The organism is Tepidimonas taiwanensis (assembly GCF_020162115.1).
GTDB classification, from domain to species: Bacteria; Pseudomonadota; Gammaproteobacteria; order Burkholderiales; family Burkholderiaceae_C; genus Tepidimonas; species Tepidimonas taiwanensis.
This window is the reverse complement of sequence record NZ_CP083911.1, coordinates 1881939-1899986: the sequence shown is the minus strand read 5'-3', so window position 1 is coordinate 1899986 and position 18048 is coordinate 1881939. Positions and strand designations below refer to the sequence as shown.

Genomic DNA, 18048 nt, shown 5'->3' with positions numbered 1-18048 from the left:
AGGCGTCCCCCATGCACACCACGACCGTCGACCCGAACCACATCCCGGTGCGCCAGGCCCTGGACGAGGAAGTCGCGCGCGCCGAACTCTATGGCGTGCTGGCCACGCTGTACTACGCGCCGCCGGACGATGCGTTGCTGGCGCGCCTGCGCGCCGCGGTGACCGAGGCCCCGGTGGCCGGGGCGTTCCTCGAGGAGCCGTGGCGCGCGCTGGTCGCGCGGGCGCGCGAGGCGTCCGCCGACGCGATCCGCGACGAATACGAGGCGCTCTTCATCGGCGTGGGCCGGCCCGCGGTGCACCTCTACGCCTCGCACTACCTGAGCGGTTTTCTGAACGACAAGCCGCTGGCGGCGCTGCGCGACGACCTGGCCCGGCTGGGTCTGGCGCGCAGCGAGACCATGCCGGAAACCGAGGACCACATCGCCTACCTGTGCGAGGTGATGCGCTACCTGATCGCGGGCGACGACGCCGAGGTCTGCAACCTCACGCAGCAGCAGGCGTTTTTCGCGCGGCACCTGCACCCGTGGGTACCGGCGTTGTGCGACGCCATCGAGCGCGAGCCGCAGGCCCGTTTTTACGCGGCGCTGGCGGGCCTGACGCGGGCGTTCATCGCCGTGGAGGCGCAGGCGTTCGACATGCTCTGAGGCGCGGTGCTCAGGCCGGGGTCGCAGGCGCGTCCGCAGCGCTCTCGCGCGGTTCGGTGTAGAGGCGCACCGTGAATACCGCGCCACGGCCGTCGGCGCGGTTGTCGGCCTCGACGCGGCCGCCGTAGCGTTCCAGCAGGCTCTGGCTGATCCACAGCCCCAGCCCCGTGCCGTCGGGCTTGGTGGTGAAAAACGGTGCGAACAGGCGCTCGCGCGTGGCCGCGTCCAGCCCCGGCCCTTCGTCCTCGACGGCGAGCCACGCGCCGACGATCTGTCCGCCCTCCGCCCAGTCGCCGCTGCGGATCGTCAAGGTCCCGCCGTCCGGCGTCGCCTGGATGGCGTTGACCAGCAGGTTGATGACGACCTGCTGCAGCTCCTGCCGGTTGCACGCGACTGTAACGGTCGCGGCGTCGTGCCGTTGCACCGCGATGCGCCGCTGCTGCAACAGGTGCGCCACCAGCACCAGGCAGTCGTCCACGACAGCGGCGAGCGCCTGCGGCTCGACATAGCCGGCAAACTCCGTCGGGCGCGCGTACTGCAGCAGCCGCGTCACGATCAGGCGCATGCGCTCCACCTGTGTGTCGAGCAGGCGCAGCTCCGCCTGCACCGGCTGGGCCGCTTCCCCCAGCGTTTCGCGGATCAGGTCGAGGTTGCCCTGGATCACGGCGATGGGGTTGTTGATCTCGTGCGCAATGCTGGCCGTCAACTGGCCGATGGCGGCGAGCTTTTCGGATTGGATGAGCTGTTGTTGCGCCAGCCGCAGCGACGCGTGGCTCGCTTCCAGCTCGCGCGTGCGTTCGGCCACCTTGCGGTCCAGCGTCTCGCCCCAGGCACGCAGCCGCTGCGCGTTGTCCTGCACCACGTCGAGCAGGTGGTCCAGGTGCCGGGCGAGCTCGCCGAGCTCGTCGCGCGAGCGTAGCGGCCCGACGCGTGCGCGGGTGTCGCCGTCCTCGACGCGTTGCATCGTCGTGTGCATGCGCTCCACCGGCTCGAACAGCGTGCGCGCCCAGCGCAGCGACAGCGCCGCGGTGGCCGCCATCACGGCGACGAACAGCACGGCCGTGCCGGCCACCACGGCCAACCGCACCCAGCGCAGCGGCGCTTCCAGAAAACCCACATAAAGCATCCCTACGCGCCGCCCGTAGGCGTCCTGCAGCGGCTCGTAGGCGCTGACGTACCAGTCGCTGACGACGAAGGCGCGGTCCAGCCACGTGCGCCCCTCGCCCAGCACGGCGTCGCGCACCGCCTGCGACACGCGCGTACCGATGGCGCGGCGCTCGCCGAACAGCCGCACGTTGGTGCTGATGCGCACGTCATCCAGAAAGAGCGTGGCCGTGCCCTGGCTGCCAAAGGGCAGCGTGCCCTCCGGGTACACGATGCGGTTGATGTGGTCGATCAGGTCCAGGTTGTTGTTGAGCAGCAGCCCGCCGTGCAACACCAGCCCCGGCACCGGCGCGTCCGCCGGCAGCGCGACGCTCGCCAGCATCAGCAGCGCGCGCTCCTCGTGCGTGCGTGTGGTCGGGGCCGCGTTGCGCGTCGGCACGAGCGGGATGCCGGTTCGCTCCAGCAAGTGCGGCGCATGGGCTGCGAGTCGCTGCGGATCCCACACCACCAGCCGCGCGCCGCTGCCCTGGGTCTGCACGGGTTCCGCATCCGGGTCGTCGGCGCGCCGCAGCAGCAGGAAGTCCAACCCCAGCCGTTCGCGCTCGCTGTCCAGCCACGCTTGCAGCACCCGGTCGTCGGCGCGAGCGCCCGCCCGCGGGGGCGCGGCCGCGCGCGCGCGGCGCAGCGCCTCGTACAGCGCGTGCGACGACGCGACCCCGCGCGTGCCGGCACCGACCTCCAGCAGCACCTGCTCGAAATACCCGTGCGCCACCGCGAGGTCGGCGCGCACCTTGGTGCGCAGCAGCCGGTCGTAGGCAAACTCGGTCCACGCCGACAGCGCCAGCAACAGCAGCGGCAGCGCCACCACCATCGGCGCCAGCGCGATCGCCACCAGCTTGAGCCGCACCGAGCGGCCCAGCCTTTCGCGCCACGCCGCCAGGCCCCCGCTCATGTCCGCACGAGCCCTTGCGCCGCCCACTCGGCCATGCGCCGCTCCAGCGTACGCCGCGACACCCCGAGCAGCTGCGCCGCGCGGCCCTTGTCGCCGCCGACCGTGTCGAGCACCGCGAGGATGTGCCGCCGCTGCAGTGACTCCAGATCCAGCGGGACTGTCTCCTCGGGTGTCGCCCCGGCCGCACCCGCCCCCGCCCCTGGGGCGGCGGCTTCGGCACCCAGCGACGGATACAGCGCCGAGACGTTGACCTCGCCGAGGATCAGCGAGCGCTCGACCCAGTTGCGCAGCTCGCGCACGTTGCCGGGCCAGCGGTACTGCTGCAGCAGCGTCATCGCCTCCGGGCCCACCGCGATCGGCGGCACGCCCAGTGCCGGCGCCAGCACGCCGATGAAATGCGCCACCAGCGCCGGGATGTCCTCGGCGCGCTCGCGCAGCGGCGGCAGCGTCAGGTCCACCACCCGCAGCCGGTAGTACAGGTCGTCACGAAAGCGCCCGGCCGCCACCTCATCGGCCAGGCGCCGCCGGGTGGCCGCGACGATGCGCACGTCCACCGGCACCGCCTGCTGGCTGCCCACCGGGCGGATCAGGCGTTCCTCGATGACGCGCAACAGGCTCGCCTGCACCGGCAGCGGCAGGTCCGCCACCTCGTCCAGAAACAGCGTGCCGCCCTGGGCGTAGACGAACAGCCCGTCGCGCGCCGCGCGCCCGCCGTGGGCGTGGCCAAAGAGCTCGCGCGCGATGTCCTCGGCCGGCAGCGCGCCGCACGGCACCGGCACGAACGGCCCCTGCGCCCGGGGGCTGAGCGCGTGCAGCGCGCGCGCCACCAGCTCCTTGCCGGTGCCCGACTCCCCCTGCAGCAGCACGGTGCTGGGCATCGGGGCCAGGCGCTCGATCGCCGCGCGGATCTGCGCCGTCGCCGCCGAGTCCCCGATCAACGGCGTGCCCAGCGAGCGCGACGGCAGGGCGGCGCGGCGCAGCACGAAGTTCTCGCGCCGCAGGCGCGCGCGCTCGTGGCACTGGCGGATCGCGTTGAGGATTTGCGGCACGCGAAACGGCTTGAGGATGAAGTCCGACGCCCCCGCGCGCAGCGCATCGATCGCAGTGTCGAGCGACGCAAAGGCGGTGATCAGGATCACGTCGCCCTCGAACCCCTGGTGGCGCAGCGTCTGCAGCCACTGCACGCCGCTTTGCCCCGGCAGCGCGATGTCCAGGATCACGAGGTCGAAGCGCTCGGTGCGCATCCACTCGGCGCCTTCCTCGGCACTGCCGGCGCAGGCGACGAAGCGGCAGCGCGGCGCCAGCACCTTTACGAGGAAATTGCGCATGCCCGGTTCGTCGTCGACGATCAGGATGGCGCCTTGCGGCCAGCCATCGGCCGTCGCGGTGCCGCCCGTGGCAGGAGGGGAGGGGGGAATCGCCATATGCCCCCGATTGTATGAATCTTGACCAAATTGGTCGATTACTGTCTCCTTTGTGACATTCTGAAGCCGCATCATCGGCCGCGCGCCGTGCGACAAATTGTCGCAACGCGGTGCGGATGCGCACGACGAATTGTCGTGTCCGATGGCCGGGAAGGTGGCCGGATCCGCGGATCAAACGGGATGGCCACGGGATTTCCACGAACGTAGGCCAGCCGAAAACTCCGACCATTCGCAAATAGCGATGGAATGGTTATTGCTTGACATTCCCTCCATTGGCGGCCGGTGGGTCGGGGCCCGAATCGACGACGGGCCGCCGGCACGGCCAATCCGGTGGCGCCCGGTGGCAAATGGCGCGCAATCGCGCTACGCTGAAAACAAAAGTCGTTCGTCCACCCTGCCGAGGAGACCACCGTGGATCCCAAGCACACCCCCGTTTCAGGCGCGCGCCGCCGCTGGTTTGCCACCGCGGGCGGCGTCGGTGCGCTGGCCGCCGTCGCCAGCGTGTTGCCCACCCCGCCGGCCGTGTCCTCCCAGCCCGCCCCGCCCGCGCCGCCCAAGCCGCACCGCGGCGGCGGCTACCACCTCTCCGCCCACGTGGAGCAGTACTACCGCACCACCCGCGTCTGAGGAGTCGCGCCATGTTGCTGACCAAGGTTTCCCCCCACGCCCGCGGCACCCGCGCCGACGGTGCCATGGTCGACCGGCTGCGCCAGGGGCTGGCGCGGGCGCTGCCCACCGTCGACCGGCGCGCCTTCTTGCGCCGCTCCGGCCTCGGGCTCGGCGTCGGGCTGGCCGCCACACAGTTGTCGCTGGTGCAGCGCGCGCGCGCCGAGGCGCCGGCCGGCACCGGCGAAGGTCGCGGCAAGGTCGAGGTCAAGCGCACCGTCTGCACGCACTGCTCGGTCGGCTGCGCGATCGACGCCGTCGTCGAAAACGGCGTATGGGTGCGGCAGGAGCCGGTGTTCGACTCGCCGATCAACCTCGGCGCGCACTGCGCCAAGGGGGCGTCGATCCGCGAGCACGGGCACGGCGAGTACCGCCTGCGCTACCCGATGAAGCTGGTCAACGGCAAGTACCAGCGCATCTCGTGGGAGCAGGCGTTGGATGAGATCGCTGCGAAGATGAAGGCGCTGCGCGACGAAAGCGGCCCCGACGCGGTGTACTTCGTCGGCTCCTCCAAGCACAGCAACGAGCAGGCCTACCTGCTGCGCAAGTTCGTCAGCTTCTGGGGCACCAACAACTGCGACCACCAGGCGCGCATCTGCCACTCGACAACGGTCGCGGGCGTGGCCAACACCTGGGGCTACGGGGCGATGACCAACTCGTACAACGACATGCAGAACAGCAAGGTCGCGTTGTACATCGGCTCCAACGCCGCCGAGGCGCACCCCGTGTCGATGCTGCACATGCTCCACGCCAAGGAGCTGGGCTGCAAGATGATCGTCGTCGACCCGCGCTTCACCCGCACCGCGGCCAAGGCGGACGAGTACGTGCGCATCCGCTCTGGCACCGACATCCCGTTCCTGTTCGGGGTGCTCTACCACATCTTCAAGAACGGCTGGGAGGACAAGCAGTACATCCACGACCGTGTCTACGGGATGGACAAGGTGCGCGAGGAGGTGATGGCCAAGTGGACGCCGGACAAGGTCGAGGAGGCCTGCGGCGTCAAGGAGGAGCAGGTCTTCAAGGTCGCGAAGATGCTGCACGAAAACCGCCCCGGCACGATCGTGTGGTGCATGGGCCAGACGCAGCACACGATCGGCAACGCGATGGTGCGCGCATCGTGCATCCTGCAGCTCGCCCTGGGCAATATCGGCGTCAGCGGCGGCGGGGCCAACATCTTCCGCGGCCACGACAACGTGCAGGGCGCCACCGACGTGGGGCCGAACCCCGATTCGCTGCCCGGCTACTACGGCCTGGCGGAAGGGTCGTGGAAGCACTTCGCGGCGGTGTGGGGGGTGGACTTCGAGTGGATCAAGAGCCGCTATGCCGAGGGCATGATGACCAAGCCCGGCATCACGGTCTCGCGCTGGATCGACGGCGTGCTCGAAAAGAACGAGCTGATCGACCAGGGGCCCAACATCCGCGCGATGTTCTTCTGGGGCCATGCGCCCAACTCGCAGACCCGCGGGCTCGAGATGAAGCGGGCGATGGACAAGCTCGACCTGCTGGTCGTGATCGACCCGTACCCGTCGGCGACCGCGGCGATGGCGGCGATGCCCGGTGACCCGGCCGACCTCAACCCGAACCGCGCCGTGTACCTGCTGCCGGCAGCGACGCAGTTCGAAACGAGCGGCTCGTGCACCGCGTCCAACCGCTCGATCCAGTGGCGCGAGAAGGTCATCGAGCCGCTGTGGGAGAGCCGCACCGACCACATGATCATGTACCAGCTTGCGCAGCGGCTGGGCTTCGACAAAGAGCTGTGCAAGAACTATTCGTTCCAGAAGGTCAAGGGCATGGACGAGCCCGTGCCGGAGGACATCCTGCGCGAGATCAACCGCGGCGTGTGGACCATCGGCTACACGGGCCAAAGCCCCGAGCGGCTCAAGGCGCACATGCGCAACATGCACGCCTTCGACATCAAGACGCTGCGCTGCAAGGGCAAGGTCGTGGACAAGGAGACCGGCTACGACCTCACCGGTGACTATTTCGGCCTGCCGTGGCCGTGCTTTGGCAAGCCTGAACTGAAGCACCCGGGCTCGCCCAACCTGTATGACACGTCCAAGCACGTCATGGAGGGGGGCGGCAACTTCCGCGCCAACTTCGGTGTCGAGCGCGACGGCGTGAGCCTGTTGGCCGAGGACGGTTCGCACTCCAAGGGGGCCGAAATCACGACCGGTTACCCGGAGTTCGACCACATCCTGCTCAAGAAACTCGGCTGGTGGGACGAGCTGACCGAGGAGGAGAAAAAGCTCGCGGAAGGCAAGAACTGGAAGACCGACCTCTCCGGCGGCATCCAGCGCGTGGCCATGAAGCACGGCTGCCACCCGTTCGGCAACGCGAAGGCGCGGGCGGTGGTGTGGAACTTCCCCGACCCCATCCCGCAGCACCGCGAGCCGATCTACGGCAACCGGCCGGACCTCATCGCCAAGTACCCCACGCACGACGACCAGAAGACCCGCTGGCGCCTGCCGATCCTCTACAAGACGCTGCAGCAGAAGAATGTCGAGGACAAGCTGCACGAGAAATTCCCGCTCGTGATGACCTCCGGGCGACTGGTCGAGTACGAGGGCGGCGGCGAGGAGACGCGCTCCAACCCGTGGCTGGCCGAGCTGCAGCAGGAGATGTTCGTCGAAATCCACCCGGCGGCGGCCGCCCAGCGCGGCATCCGCAACGGCGACCGCGTCTGGGTTACCACCCCCACCGGCGCGCGCATCAACGTTCAGGCGCTGGTCACTGAGCGGGTGGCGCAGGACCACGTCTTCCTGCCGTTCCACTTCTCCGGCCGCTGGCAGGGCAAGGACATGCTGCCGTACTACCCGGAGGGGGCACATCCGATCGTGCGCGGCGAGGCGGTCAACACCGCCACCACCTACGGTTACGACATCGTGACCATGATGCAAGAGACCAAGACCACGATCTGCAACGTGGAACGCGCCTGAGGAGCAGACCATGGCCCGCATGAAGTTCATTTGTGACGCCGAGCGCTGCATCGAGTGCAACGGCTGCGTGACCGCGTGCAAGAACGAGCACGAGGTGCCCTGGGGCGTCAACCGCCGCCGCGTGGTCACGATCAACGACGGTGTGCCCGGTGAGAAGTCCATCTCGGTGGCGTGCATGCACTGCTCCGACGCGCCGTGCATGGCCGTGTGCCCGGTGCAGTGCTTCTACCGCACCGAAGAAGGCGTCGTCCTGCACGACAAGGACGTGTGCATCGGCTGCGGCTACTGCAGCTACGCGTGCCCGTTCGGCGCGCCGCAGTTCCCCGGCCAGGGGACGTTCGGCGTGCGCGGCAAGATGGACAAGTGCACGTTCTGCGCCGGCGGCCCCGAGGCCAACGGCAGCCAGGCCGAGTTCGAAAAATACGGCCGCAACCGCCTCGCCGAGGGCAAACTCCCGGCCTGCGCCGAGATGTGTTCCACGAAGGCGCTGCTGGCCGGCGACGGCGACGTCGTGGCCGACATCTTCCGCACCCGCGTGATCCAGCGCGGCAAGGGCGCGGAGGTCTGGGGCTGGGGCACGGCCTACGGCACGCAAGCGAAGGCGGGGGCTTGACCATGAAGACCGTACATCGTCTCACCACCACCGTCGGCGCGGTGGCGCTGGCCCTTTCGTTGGCCGCCTGCGGCGAAAAACCGCAGACCGCCACCGGCATCAAGTCCGACCAGCCGCCCTACACCGGCACCGGCGGCACGGCGTTTGCCGACCGCGGCTGGTCCGCCGGCGACAAAACCGCGTGGGCCCAGCACCTGCGCGTCCGCGCCCAGTACGGCCAGAACGAGTACAGCCGTCCCGCCAGCGCCACCCAATGACCGGGGGAGAGTCGCCATGAACGCCATGCACCCGAGAAGCGTCGCCGCCGGCTGGCGGGCCCTGCTGCTGGCGGCGTCGCTGGCGGCCACCGGGGTGGCCACGGCGCAGTCGGCGCCGGCCGCGCCGGCCGCGCCGGCCGCGCCCGCGGCGCAGACGCGCACGCTGGTCGACGCCGCCACCCAGCCCGGCTACGCCACCCAGTCCAACGCCGAACGCGCCCAGGTCCAGCCCGGCAACAACGCGCCGATGTGGCGGCAGGTCGGGCAGGGGGTGGAGGGCACGGTCAACTTCCCGTACCCGGAATACGGCGTGCTGATCCAGCCGACCGTGCAATACCCCGGCGCGGCGCGCACCAACGCCGGCGAGGCCTGGCGGCAGGTGCGCAACGGCATCATCCTGCCCTACGGTGGGGCGTTGGTGCTGATCGCGCTGCTGGCGGTGGTGATCTTCTATTACACCAACGGGCCGCTGAAGCTGCACGCGCCGCCCACGGGCCGCAAGATCGAGCGCTTCACGGCGTTCGAGCGCGCGGCGCACTGGGTGAACGCCGTCGCCTTCGTGCTGCTGGCGATCTCGGGTATCGTGATGGCGTTCGGGCAGTTTTTCCTGCGGCCCATCATCGGCAACACGCTGTTCGGCTGGCTGACCTACGCGCTGAAGAACGTGCACAACTTCGTCGGGCCGCTCTTTGCGGTGTCGCTCGTCATCGTCATCGTCACCTTCGCGCGCGACAACCTGCCGCGGCGCGAGGACTGGGCGTGGATCAAGCGCTTCGGCGGCCTGCTCAGCGACCAGGAGGTGCCGTCGCACCGCTTCAACGCCGGTGAGAAGGTCGTCTTCTGGGGCGGGGTGTTCCTGCTCGGGCTGATCGTCGTCGGCTCGGGTCTCGTGCTCGACAAGCTCGTGCCCGGCTTCGAGTACGTGCGCGGCAACATGCAGATCGCGCACATGATCCACGCCAGCGCCGCGGTGCTGATGATCGCGCTCTTCATCGGCCACATCTACATGGGCACGGTCGGCACCGAGGGGGCTTACGAGGCGATGAAGACCGGCTACGTCGACGAGACCTGGGCGCGCGAGCACCACGAGCTGTGGTACCGCGACATCCAGGCCGGCAAGATCCCGGCGCAGCGCAGCGCCGACGCCGCCCCGGCCCAGCCGGCCGATGCACGCGCCTGATTCCCGGAGGAGAACCCGCCATGTTCCCGTTGATCCCGAACCTGCGGTGGGCCACGGTGTCGGCGCTGGCGATCGCCGCCGCGACGGTGGCGCACGCCAAGCTGCCCACCCCGACCCTCACCGACGAGCAAAAGGCTGCCGCCGAGGTGGCCAAGGCCAAGGCCGCCCATCAGGCCAAGGTCGAGGCGTACCTGACGTGCAAGGCGGCCGAGCGCGCCGCGGCCAACTTCTTCAAGAACCGCCCGGACGCCCCCAAACCCGCCAACGCGCCGGCGTGTGTCGACCCGGGGCCGTTCGCCGCTCCGGCGGCACCCGGCGCGCCCGCAGCGCCCGCGACAGCCGGTGGGGCCGCCCCTGCGTCGGCGAAGAAGTCCTGACCGTCGTGTGGAGCCGCGTGCCATGTGGTTGAACGAACCGCTCGCCTTCGGTGCCGTGGGGGCCAGCGCGCCGACGCGGCCGCTGCCGCGGCTCAGTGCCGCGTCCGCGCCGCTGACGCGCGCGGTGGAGGTGGTGGACGAGTTCGGCCAGCGGCGCACGATCCGCATCCCGGCCGAGCGCGGGCTCACGGTATACGTCGACAAGCGCGAGCTGGTGACGCTGATGACGCTGGGTGCGCACCCGGAGTGGCTGGTGCTGGGCTACCTGCGCAACCAGCGGCTCATCGACGGCCCGCAGGACATCGAGTCGATCACCGTGGACTGGGACGTGGGTGCGGCGGCGGTGCGCACGCGCACGGGGCTCGTCGACGTGGAGGCGCGTACCGCGCAGCGCGTCGTCACCACCGGCTGCGGGCAGGGCAGCGTCTTCGGCAGCCTGATGGACGCGGTGGAACGCATTGCGCTGCCGCCCACCGCGCAGCTGCGCCAGTCGGAGCTCTACGGCATCCTGCGCGCGATCCGCGAACAGGACTCCACCTACAAACAGGCCGGATCGGTGCACGGCTGCGCGCTGTTTCGCGGCGAGGAACTGCTGCTCTTCGTCGAGGACGTGGGCCGCCACAACGCGGTCGACACCATCGCCGGCTGGATGTGGCTGCAGGGCGAGGACATCGCCCGCGGCGACGACAAGGTGTTCTACACCACCGGGCGCCTGACCAGCGAGATGATCATCAAGGCCGCGCAAATGGGCGTGCCCATCGTCGTCTCGCGCAGCGGCACCACGCAGATGGGTCTCGAGGTGGCGGAGCGCCTCGGGCTGTGCGCGATCGGCCGCGCCACCCACACGCGCTTTCTGTGCTACACGCACCCGCAGCGGCTGGTGTGGGATACTCCGCTTCCATGAGCGAAGCCGCCCTGCGACAAGTCCACGTCATCGATCACCCGCTGGTGCAGCACAAGCTGACGCTGATGCGTCGCAAGGACACCAGCACCAAGACCTTCCGGCAACTGATCCACGAACTCAGCGCGCTGCTCGCGTACGAGGTCACGCGCGACATGCCGATGCAGGAGGTCGAGGTCGAAACCCCGCTGGAAAAGACCACCGGCCGCGTGATCGACGGCAAAAAAACGGTGCTCGCCTCCATCCTGCGCGCGGGCAACGGGTTTCTCGACGGGATGCTGGAAGTGCTGCCCAGCGCGCGCGTCGGGCACATCGGCCTGTACCGCGACCCGCAGACGCTCAAGCCCGTCGAGTACTACTTCAAGATGCCCTCGGGCATGGAGGAGCGCGACGTCATCGTGCTCGACCCGATGCTGGCCACTGGCAATTCGGCGGTCGCCGCGGTCGACCTGCTCAAGCGCCTGACGCCGCGCTCGATCCGCTTCGTCTGCCTGGTCGCGTGCCCGGAGGGCATCGCCAATTTCCACGCCCACCATCCGGACGTGCCGATCTACACCCCCGCCGTGGACCGCGGCCTGAACGAGCACGGCTACATTGTGCCGGGCCTGGGGGACGCGGGCGACCGTATCTTCGGAACCAAGTGACGGCGCGGCCGGTCGTACCGGCGTGACGACCCCGACCGTTTCCTCCCCGGCCCACGCGGCGCCGTCGGCGTGGGCGCTCGGCTGGCGCGCGCTGTGGCGCGACTGGCGCGCCGGCGAGCTAACCGTGCTGGTGCTGGCCATCGCGCTGGCGGTGGCGGCGCTGACCGCCGTGGGCTTCTTCGCCGACCGGCTGGCCGCGGGGCTGCAGCGCGACGCGCGCCAGCTCCTCGGCGGCGACGTGGTGCTGCGCAGCGATCATGCGTTGCCGCCCGTTTACGAAGAGCAGGCCCGGGCGCTGGGGCTGGCGGTGACGCGCCACCTGACCTTTCCGACGATGGCGCGGGCCGACGACGCGCAGGGCGGCGAGGCGCGGCTCGTGTCGCTCAAGGCCGTCGCGGACGGCTACCCGCTGCGCGGCGAGCTGCGCACCGCCACCGACGTGGCCGACACCGTGGGGCAGGCCGGCCCGGGCGTGCCGCCGCCGGGCGAGGCGTGGGTCGATGCCGCGCTGCTGGAGGTGCTGGGGTTGCGCCTGGGCGATCCGCTGTGGCTCGGCGAGCGGTCGTTTCGCCTGACGCGCCTCATCGTGCTGGAGCCGGACCGCGGCGCTGGATTTCTCAACTTTGCGCCGCGCGTGCTGATCGCCGAGGCCGACCTCGCCGCCACCGGCCTGGTGCAGCCGGCCAGCCGCATCCAGTACCGGCTGGCCGTCGCGGGGGAGGAGTCGGCCGTGCGCCGCTTCGAGGCGTGGGCGGCGGAGCGGCTGGCCGACAGCGGCGAGCGCGGCGTGCAGATCGAGCGCTTCGAAAACGGCCGCCCGGAGCTGCAGCAGACGCTGCGCCGGGCGGAGCAGTTCCTGAGCCTGGTGGCGCTGCTCGCGGCGCTGCTGGCGGCGGTGGCGGTCGCGGTGGCGGCGCGCCAGTACGCGCTGCGCCACCTGGACGACTGCGCGCTGCTGCGCGTGCTGGGCCTGGCGCAGGGGACAATGGCACGCGCCTATCTCGTCACCTTCGGGCTGGCGGGTCTCGCAGCCGCGCTGTTGGGTACGTTGGTCGGCTACGCGGTGCATTTCGCGTTCGTCGGCTGGTTGGCCGCCCTCGTGCAGACCGACCTGCCCGCGCCCGGCTGGGGGCCGGTCGGGTTGGGGTTGGGGGTGGGGCTTGCGCTGATGGCGACGTTTGGTCTGCCGCCGGTGCTGCAGCTCGCGCGCGTGCCGCCGCTGCGCGTCATCCGCCGCGACGTGGGGCAGCCGCAGCCGATGACGCTGGCCGTCGTCGCCGCGGGCGTGGCCGGGTTCGCCGCGCTGTTGTTCCTGGCCAGTCGGGACGCCACGCTGGGCGCCATCGCGGTCGGCGGTTTCGCGGCAGCGGTGGGGCTGTTCGCGGCGGTGGCGTGGCTCGCGCTGCGCGCGCTGCGGGTACTGGTGTCGGAGGCGCGCGCGCCGCGCTGGCTGCTGCTGGCCACGCGGCAGCTCACCGCCCGGCCCGCGTATGCGGTCGTGCAGGTGGCGAGCCTCGCCGTCGGCCTGCTGGCGCTGGTGCTGCTGGTGCTGCTGCGCACGGATCTCATCGACAGCTGGCGCCGCGCCACGCCGCCCGACGCCCCCAACCGCTTCGTCATCAACATCCAGCCGGATCAGGCATCGGCGTTCCGCGACCATCTGGCGCGGGAAGGCGTCGCGCGCTACGACTGGTACCCGATGGTGCGCGGGCGGCTCGTCGCCATCAACGGCGCGCCGGTGCGGCCGGAGCAGTTCGCGGGCGACCGCGCGCAGCGGCTGGTGGAGCGGGAGTTCAATCTGTCCTACAGCGCCGAGCCGCCCCCGCACAACCCCATCGCCGCCGGGCGCTGGCAGCGGGAGGAGGCGGGCGCGATCAGCATCGAGACGGGACTGGCCGAGACGCTGGGCCTGCGCCTGGGCGATCGGCTGACGTTCGACATCGCGGGTGTGTCGCACGAGGCGCGCATCACCAGCCTGCGCAAGGTGGACTGGGCGTCGATGCACGTGAACTTTTTTGCGCTGTATCCGGTCGCGGCGATGCCGCCGGACGTGCCCTACACCTACATCGCCGCGTTTCGCGCCCCGGCGCGCGAGGGGTTCGATCGGGAACTGCTGCGGCTGTTTCCCAACGTCACCAACGTCGACACCAGCGCCGCGGTGGCGCAGGTGCAGCGCGTGCTGGGGCAGGTGATCCGCGCGGTGGAGGCGTTGTTTGCCTTTAGCCTGGCCGCGGGTGTCGTGGTGTTGCTGGCCACGGTGGGGGCCACGCGCGCGGAGCGCGAACGGGACTTTGCCGTGCTGCGCGCACTGGGCGCGCCGGCCGCGTTGCTGCGGCGCATGCAGCGCGCGGAACTGCTGGGCGTCGGGGCGCTGGCCGGGGCGCTGGCGGCCGCGGTGGCCGTCGCGGTGGGGTGGGCGCTGGCGCGCTACGTGTTCGACTTTGCGTGGCGCGTCTCGCCGTGGGTCCCGGTCGCGGGCACGGTCGCCGGGGCGGGGCTGGCGCTGCTGGCGGGCTGGTGGACGCTGCGCGGTGTGCTGCGCGCGCCAGTCGTCCAGACGCTGCGCCGGGCGGCGGAGTGAGGCCTTGCCGCACGGCGGAGTAGCGCGGCGTTCAGGCCCGGTGGTGGCCCCCGGCGCGCAGCAGCACGATCAGCGCGCCCGCACCGCCGTCGGCGGGCCGCGCCTGCACGAAGGCGAGCACCTCACTCTTTTGCACCAGCCAGCCGTGCACGCGCCCTTTGAGCACGGGGGTTTTGCCCGGGGAGCCGAGCCCCTTGCCGTGCACCACCCGCACGCAGCGCAGCCCCTGCCGGTGTGCCTCGCGCACAAAGGCGGCCAGCCGCTCGCGTGCCTCGTCGGTGCGCAGGCCGTGCAGGTCCAGTTCGGCCTGGATGCTCCACTCACCGCGCCGCAGCCGCCGTACCACGTCGGGGCCGAGACCTGGTCGCCGGTAGCTCAGGTGCTCGTCCGTGTGCAGCAGCGTCTCGGCATCGAACTCGTCGCTCAACGCCGAGCGCATGACCGCGCGCTCGTCCGCGTGGCGCTGCTGCGGCACGGGCCGCGGGCGCGGGGGACGGTTCTCGGCCCGGCCGTGCGGCGGCAGCGGCTGCACCGGCCCGACGGCGCGCGCAAACCAATCGCGTTCGCACCGCGCGCGCTCCTCGGCCTCGCGCCGCGCCGCCTCGGCGGCGGCGCGTTCGGCCGCCGCCTGCGCCGCGCGCTGTGCCATCACCTTCTGGATCTGCCGCAAGTCGGCCAGTGTCCGCACCTTCATCGCGGTGGCGATTGTCGCGCAGGCCACGGCGGTGTGTGGGCAGTGCGACCTTGGGATGCACGGGAGGCTCCATGCAGCCGGGGGCAGGGGGGATCGGCCGCGCTTCGTCGGGCACTCGGCGTCCGTTGCCAGAGGCTGGGCGATTCTGCGGCTCGGGCTTGGGGCTCAAACCAGCCCTCGCTCGGCCATCGACGTGCAGCCGCCCTTTGTCACGATAAAGTGGTCCAGCACCCGGATGTCCAGCAGTGCCAGCGCCGCCTTCAGGTTGCGCGTCAGCGCCTCGTCGGCGCGCGACGGCTCGGCCACGCCGCTGGGGTGGTTGTGTGCCAGGATCACGGCCGCCGCCCCGTGGTGCAGCGCGCGCAGCGCGACCTCGCGCGGATAGACGCTGGTCTGGTCCAGCGTGCCGCGAAAGAGTTCCTCCAGCGCGATCAGCCGGTGCTGGTTGTCCAGAAACAGCACGGCGAACACTTCGTGAGCGCGGTGCGCGAGCTGCAGCCGCAGCACGTCCGCCACCGCCGCGGGCGAGTCGAGCACCGGCCGCTCGCGCAGCCGCTCGGCCAGCGCGCGGCGCACCATTTCCGTGACCGCCAGCAGTTCGGCGCGCTTGGCCGGCCCCAGCCCCTTGACGCCGGCGAGCTGCGCAGGCGTGGCCTGCAGCAGCGCCCCCAGCCCGCCGAAGCGGTCGAGCAGCGCCTGCGCAAACGGCAGCACCGACTGCCCCTGCACCCCGGTGCGCAGCAGCAGCGCCAGCAGCTCCGCATCCGCCAGCGCCTGTGGCCCGCGCCGCAGCAGCTTCTCCCGCGGCCGGGCATCGCTTGGCAGTTCGCGCATCATGGTATCCCCCCTGTTGCCTACAATGCCGATTGTGGCGCAGCCACGCGGCCCTTTGCCACCCTGTCTTTCACCCTGCCTCGTTCGTTGCTCGCCTCCCCCTCGACCATACAGCGCACCGCTCATGACCCTCGTCCAACCCGGCTCCTTCCTCACGCTGCACTACCGGCTGTCCGGCCCGGACGGCGTCGCCTTCATCGACACCTTCGCGGCCCAGCCCGCGACGCTGTCGCTGGGGGCCGGCGAACTCTCCCCCGCGCTGGAGGAGCGCCTCATCGGCCTGCGCGAGGGCGAGCGCGCTGTGTTCGACCTGCCGGCCGGGGTGGCCTTTGGCGAGCGCCAGCCGCAGATGGTCCAGTGGGTGGCGCGCAAGCTGCTGGACGAGCTCGCCACGCCAGACCAGCGCTGGACGGTGGGGGACGTGGTGCAGTTCCCGACGCCCGACGGCACTGGAACGTATGCCGGCACGGTGCGCGACGTGCGCGAGGACGGCGCGGTCCTGTTCGACTTCAACCACCCGCTGGCGGGGCAGCCGGTGCGGTTCGAGGTCCACATCATCGGGGTGCTCTGACGTGACCGCGCCGGTACGGGAAGTGCTGCTCGCCGAACCGCGCGGCTTCTGCGCGGGGGTGGACCGGGCGATCGAAATCGTCGAGCGGGCGCTCGCGCGCTTCGGGGCACCCATCTACGTGCGGCACGAGATCGTGCACAACCGCCACGTCGTGGAGGACCTGCGCCGCCGCGGGGCCGTCTTTATCGAAGACCTGGCCGAGGTGCCGCCGGGGGCGGTGCTCATCTTCAGCGCGCACGGGGTGAGCCGCGCGGTGCAGGACGAGGCCGCGCGCCGCGGGTTTCGCGTCTTCGACGCCACCTGCCCGCTCGTGACCAAGGTGCACGTCGAGGTGGCCAAGCTGCGCCGCGAGGGTTACGAATTCATCCTCATCGGCCACGCCGGCCACCCGGAGGTGGAGGGCACGATGGGCCAGCTCGACGGCGGCATCCACCTCGTCGAAACGGTGGAGGACGTCGCCCGCGTACAGCCCAGCCAGACCGAGCGCATCGCCGTCGTCACGCAAACGACACTCAGCGTCGACGACACGGCCGAGATCCTGGCCGCGGTGCGTGCGCGCTTTCCCAACCTGCGCGAGCCCAAGCAACAAGACATCTGCTACGCCACGCAAAACCGCCAGGACGCGGTCAAGGCGCTGGCGCGGCAGGTGGACGTGGTCATCGTCGTCGGCAGCCCCACCAGCTCCAACACCAACCGGCTGCGCGAACTGGCCGAGCGGCTGGGCGTGCCCACCCACATGGTGGACGACGCGTCGGAGCTGCGCGACGAATGGTTCGCTCACGCACCGCGCGTCGGCGTCACGGCCGGTGCCTCCGCCCCAGAGGCGCTGGTGCAGGGCGTGGTGCAGCGTCTCAAAGCCTTGGGGGCCACCGCGGTGCGCCGCATGGACGGCCCGGTGGAGACGATGCGCTTTCCGCTGCCGAAAGGGCTCAAGTCAGCCGGCGCCTGACCCCATCACCAGCGGCGCGCCTTCGGCGTCGGTGATGTCCTCGTACACCCGCTGCATCGGCAGCCGCAGCCCGACGCTGGCCAGCTCGACCGTGTCGCCGGGGCCAAACGGGTGCAGCACCCACAGCCCGTCCGCACCGCGGCGAAACACATCGACACTCACCCGCTCGGGGTCGATCAGCACGTACTCCTGAAGCGACGCCATGCCGCGGTAGTACGCAAACTTGACGCCCCGGTCATACGCCGCCGTGCTGGGGGAGAGCACCTCCACCACCAGCACCGCCTCCTCCTTGATGTCCGATCGCTTGGCGTCGGCCGCGCTGCAGGTCACGAACACGTCGGGGTAGAAATACGCGTTGTCCGCGGCCTTCAGCTTCATGTCGGCGATGTACGTTCGGCACCCCGTGCCGCGCAGGTGATCGCGCAGCGCGCCGGCCACGTTCAAACTCACCGTCACGTGGGCGTCGCTCGCCCCGGCCATCGCAAAGACCTCGCCGCACACGTACTCGTGCTTGACCGGCTGATCGACCTCCCAGGCCAGGTAATCGGCGGGCGAAAAGCGGGGTTGCGGCAGGGCGGACATGCGGGGAATCTTACGCGAGTCCCGCGTGGCGGGGAAGCCTCTGTACCCAGCCATTGTCCCCACTTCGCGTCCCACGCCTTCGCCTTTTCAACGCCGGGGCACCCAACGCCGGGGCATCACACGGCGCGATAATCGTGCG

The 18048-nt window shown here is 70.8% G+C and carries 17 protein-coding genes; 12 read left to right on the top strand and 5 right to left on the bottom strand.

Annotation, left to right across the window (positions count from 1 at the left end; translation table 11 throughout):
* Positions 1-11 precede the first annotated feature (11 nt).
* Positions 12-644 carry a TorD/DmsD family molecular chaperone gene (locus LCC91_RS08970; protein WP_043704054.1) on the top strand — a complete coding sequence of 211 codons (633 nt, stop codon included), beginning with the start codon at positions 12-14 and terminating at the stop codon, positions 642-644.
* A gap of 10 nt (positions 645-654) precedes the next feature.
* Here the strand turns inward: LCC91_RS08970 and LCC91_RS08965 are convergent, their stop codons facing one another.
* Both LCC91_RS08965 and LCC91_RS08960 read right to left on the bottom strand, forming a co-directional pair.
* On the bottom strand, positions 655-2700 hold the full coding sequence (locus LCC91_RS08965) for a sensor histidine kinase (protein ID WP_043704056.1): 2046 nt from the start codon (positions 2698-2700) through the stop codon (positions 655-657).
* Positions 2697-4124 (bottom strand): sigma-54-dependent transcriptional regulator, encoded by a 1428-nt coding sequence (locus LCC91_RS08960; protein ID WP_052231838.1) that lies wholly within the window; start codon positions 4122-4124, stop codon positions 2697-2699. Before LCC91_RS08960 ends, LCC91_RS08965 begins: the two co-directional genes overlap by 4 nt.
* 411 nt (positions 4125-4535) lie before the next feature.
* Here LCC91_RS08960 and LCC91_RS08955 point away from each other — a divergent pair, with 411 nt between their 5' ends.
* Genes LCC91_RS08955 through LCC91_RS08915 form a run of 9 tightly spaced genes read left to right on the top strand, consistent with a single transcriptional unit; the run spans position 4536 to position 14279 of the window.
* Positions 4536-4751 (top strand): hypothetical protein, encoded by a 216-nt coding sequence (locus LCC91_RS08955; RefSeq protein WP_043704058.1) that lies wholly within the window; start codon positions 4536-4538, stop codon positions 4749-4751.
* 11 nt (positions 4752-4762) lie between these two features.
* Positions 4763-7726 (top strand): molybdopterin-dependent oxidoreductase, encoded by a 2964-nt coding sequence (locus LCC91_RS08950; protein WP_043704066.1) that lies wholly within the window; start codon positions 4763-4765, stop codon positions 7724-7726.
* A gap of 10 nt (positions 7727-7736) precedes the next feature.
* Positions 7737-8339, top strand: coding sequence for a formate dehydrogenase FDH3 subunit beta (fdh3B, locus tag LCC91_RS08945; RefSeq protein WP_043704070.1), 603 nt, complete (start codon positions 7737-7739; stop codon positions 8337-8339).
* A gap of 2 nt (positions 8340-8341) precedes the next feature.
* Entirely contained in the window at positions 8342-8596 is a 255-nt protein-coding gene (locus tag LCC91_RS08940) for a hypothetical protein (protein WP_043704072.1), read from the top strand.
* A gap of 25 nt (positions 8597-8621) precedes the next feature.
* A complete protein-coding gene (locus LCC91_RS08935; RefSeq protein ID WP_058615756.1) occupies positions 8622-9776 on the top strand; it encodes a formate dehydrogenase subunit gamma in 1155 nt (384 codons plus the stop codon).
* Positions 9777-9796: 20 nt separating this feature from the next.
* Positions 9797-10153, top strand: coding sequence for a hypothetical protein (locus tag LCC91_RS08930; protein WP_052231839.1), 357 nt, complete (start codon positions 9797-9799; stop codon positions 10151-10153).
* A gap of 22 nt (positions 10154-10175) precedes the next feature.
* Entirely contained in the window at positions 10176-11057 is an 882-nt protein-coding gene (fdhD, locus tag LCC91_RS08925; RefSeq protein WP_052231840.1) for a formate dehydrogenase accessory sulfurtransferase FdhD, read from the top strand.
* On the top strand, positions 11054-11698 hold the full coding sequence (gene upp / locus LCC91_RS08920; protein ID WP_043704075.1) for a uracil phosphoribosyltransferase: 645 nt from the start codon (positions 11054-11056) through the stop codon (positions 11696-11698). Before fdhD ends, upp begins: the two co-directional genes overlap by 4 nt.
* 22 nt (positions 11699-11720) lie before the next feature.
* Positions 11721-14279 (top strand): ABC transporter permease, encoded by a 2559-nt coding sequence (locus tag LCC91_RS08915; protein WP_143898528.1) that lies wholly within the window; start codon positions 11721-11723, stop codon positions 14277-14279.
* 31 nt (positions 14280-14310) lie between these two features.
* On the opposite strand, the gene LCC91_RS08910 is transcribed toward LCC91_RS08915, so the two are convergent.
* Together LCC91_RS08910 and radC are read right to left on the bottom strand one after the other, a co-directional pair.
* Positions 14311-14973: a Smr/MutS family protein gene (locus LCC91_RS08910; RefSeq protein WP_143898526.1), complete on the bottom strand. Its 663-nt coding sequence runs from the start codon at positions 14971-14973 to the stop codon at positions 14311-14313.
* 165 nt (positions 14974-15138) lie between these two features.
* Positions 15139-15807 carry a RadC family protein gene (gene radC, locus LCC91_RS08905; protein ID WP_043704080.1) on the bottom strand — a complete coding sequence of 223 codons (669 nt, stop codon included), beginning with the start codon at positions 15805-15807 and terminating at the stop codon, positions 15139-15141.
* A 124-nt stretch (positions 15808-15931) separates the two neighbouring features.
* On the opposite strand from radC, the gene LCC91_RS08900 reads away from it, so the two are divergent.
* Together LCC91_RS08900 and ispH are read left to right on the top strand one after the other, a co-directional pair.
* A complete protein-coding gene (locus LCC91_RS08900; protein WP_143898524.1) occupies positions 15932-16378 on the top strand; it encodes an FKBP-type peptidyl-prolyl cis-trans isomerase in 447 nt (148 codons plus the stop codon).
* Position 16379: 1 nt separating this feature from the next.
* Positions 16380-17327: a 4-hydroxy-3-methylbut-2-enyl diphosphate reductase gene (gene ispH, locus LCC91_RS08895; RefSeq protein WP_224440898.1), complete on the top strand. Its 948-nt coding sequence runs from the start codon at positions 16380-16382 to the stop codon at positions 17325-17327.
* Here the strand turns inward: ispH and LCC91_RS08890 are convergent.
* Positions 17313-17909, bottom strand: a complete 597-nt coding sequence (locus LCC91_RS08890) for a Uma2 family endonuclease (protein ID WP_043704087.1) — start codon at positions 17907-17909, stop codon at positions 17313-17315. The genes ispH and LCC91_RS08890 overlap by 15 nt on opposite strands.
* Positions 17910-18048 lie beyond the last annotated feature (139 nt).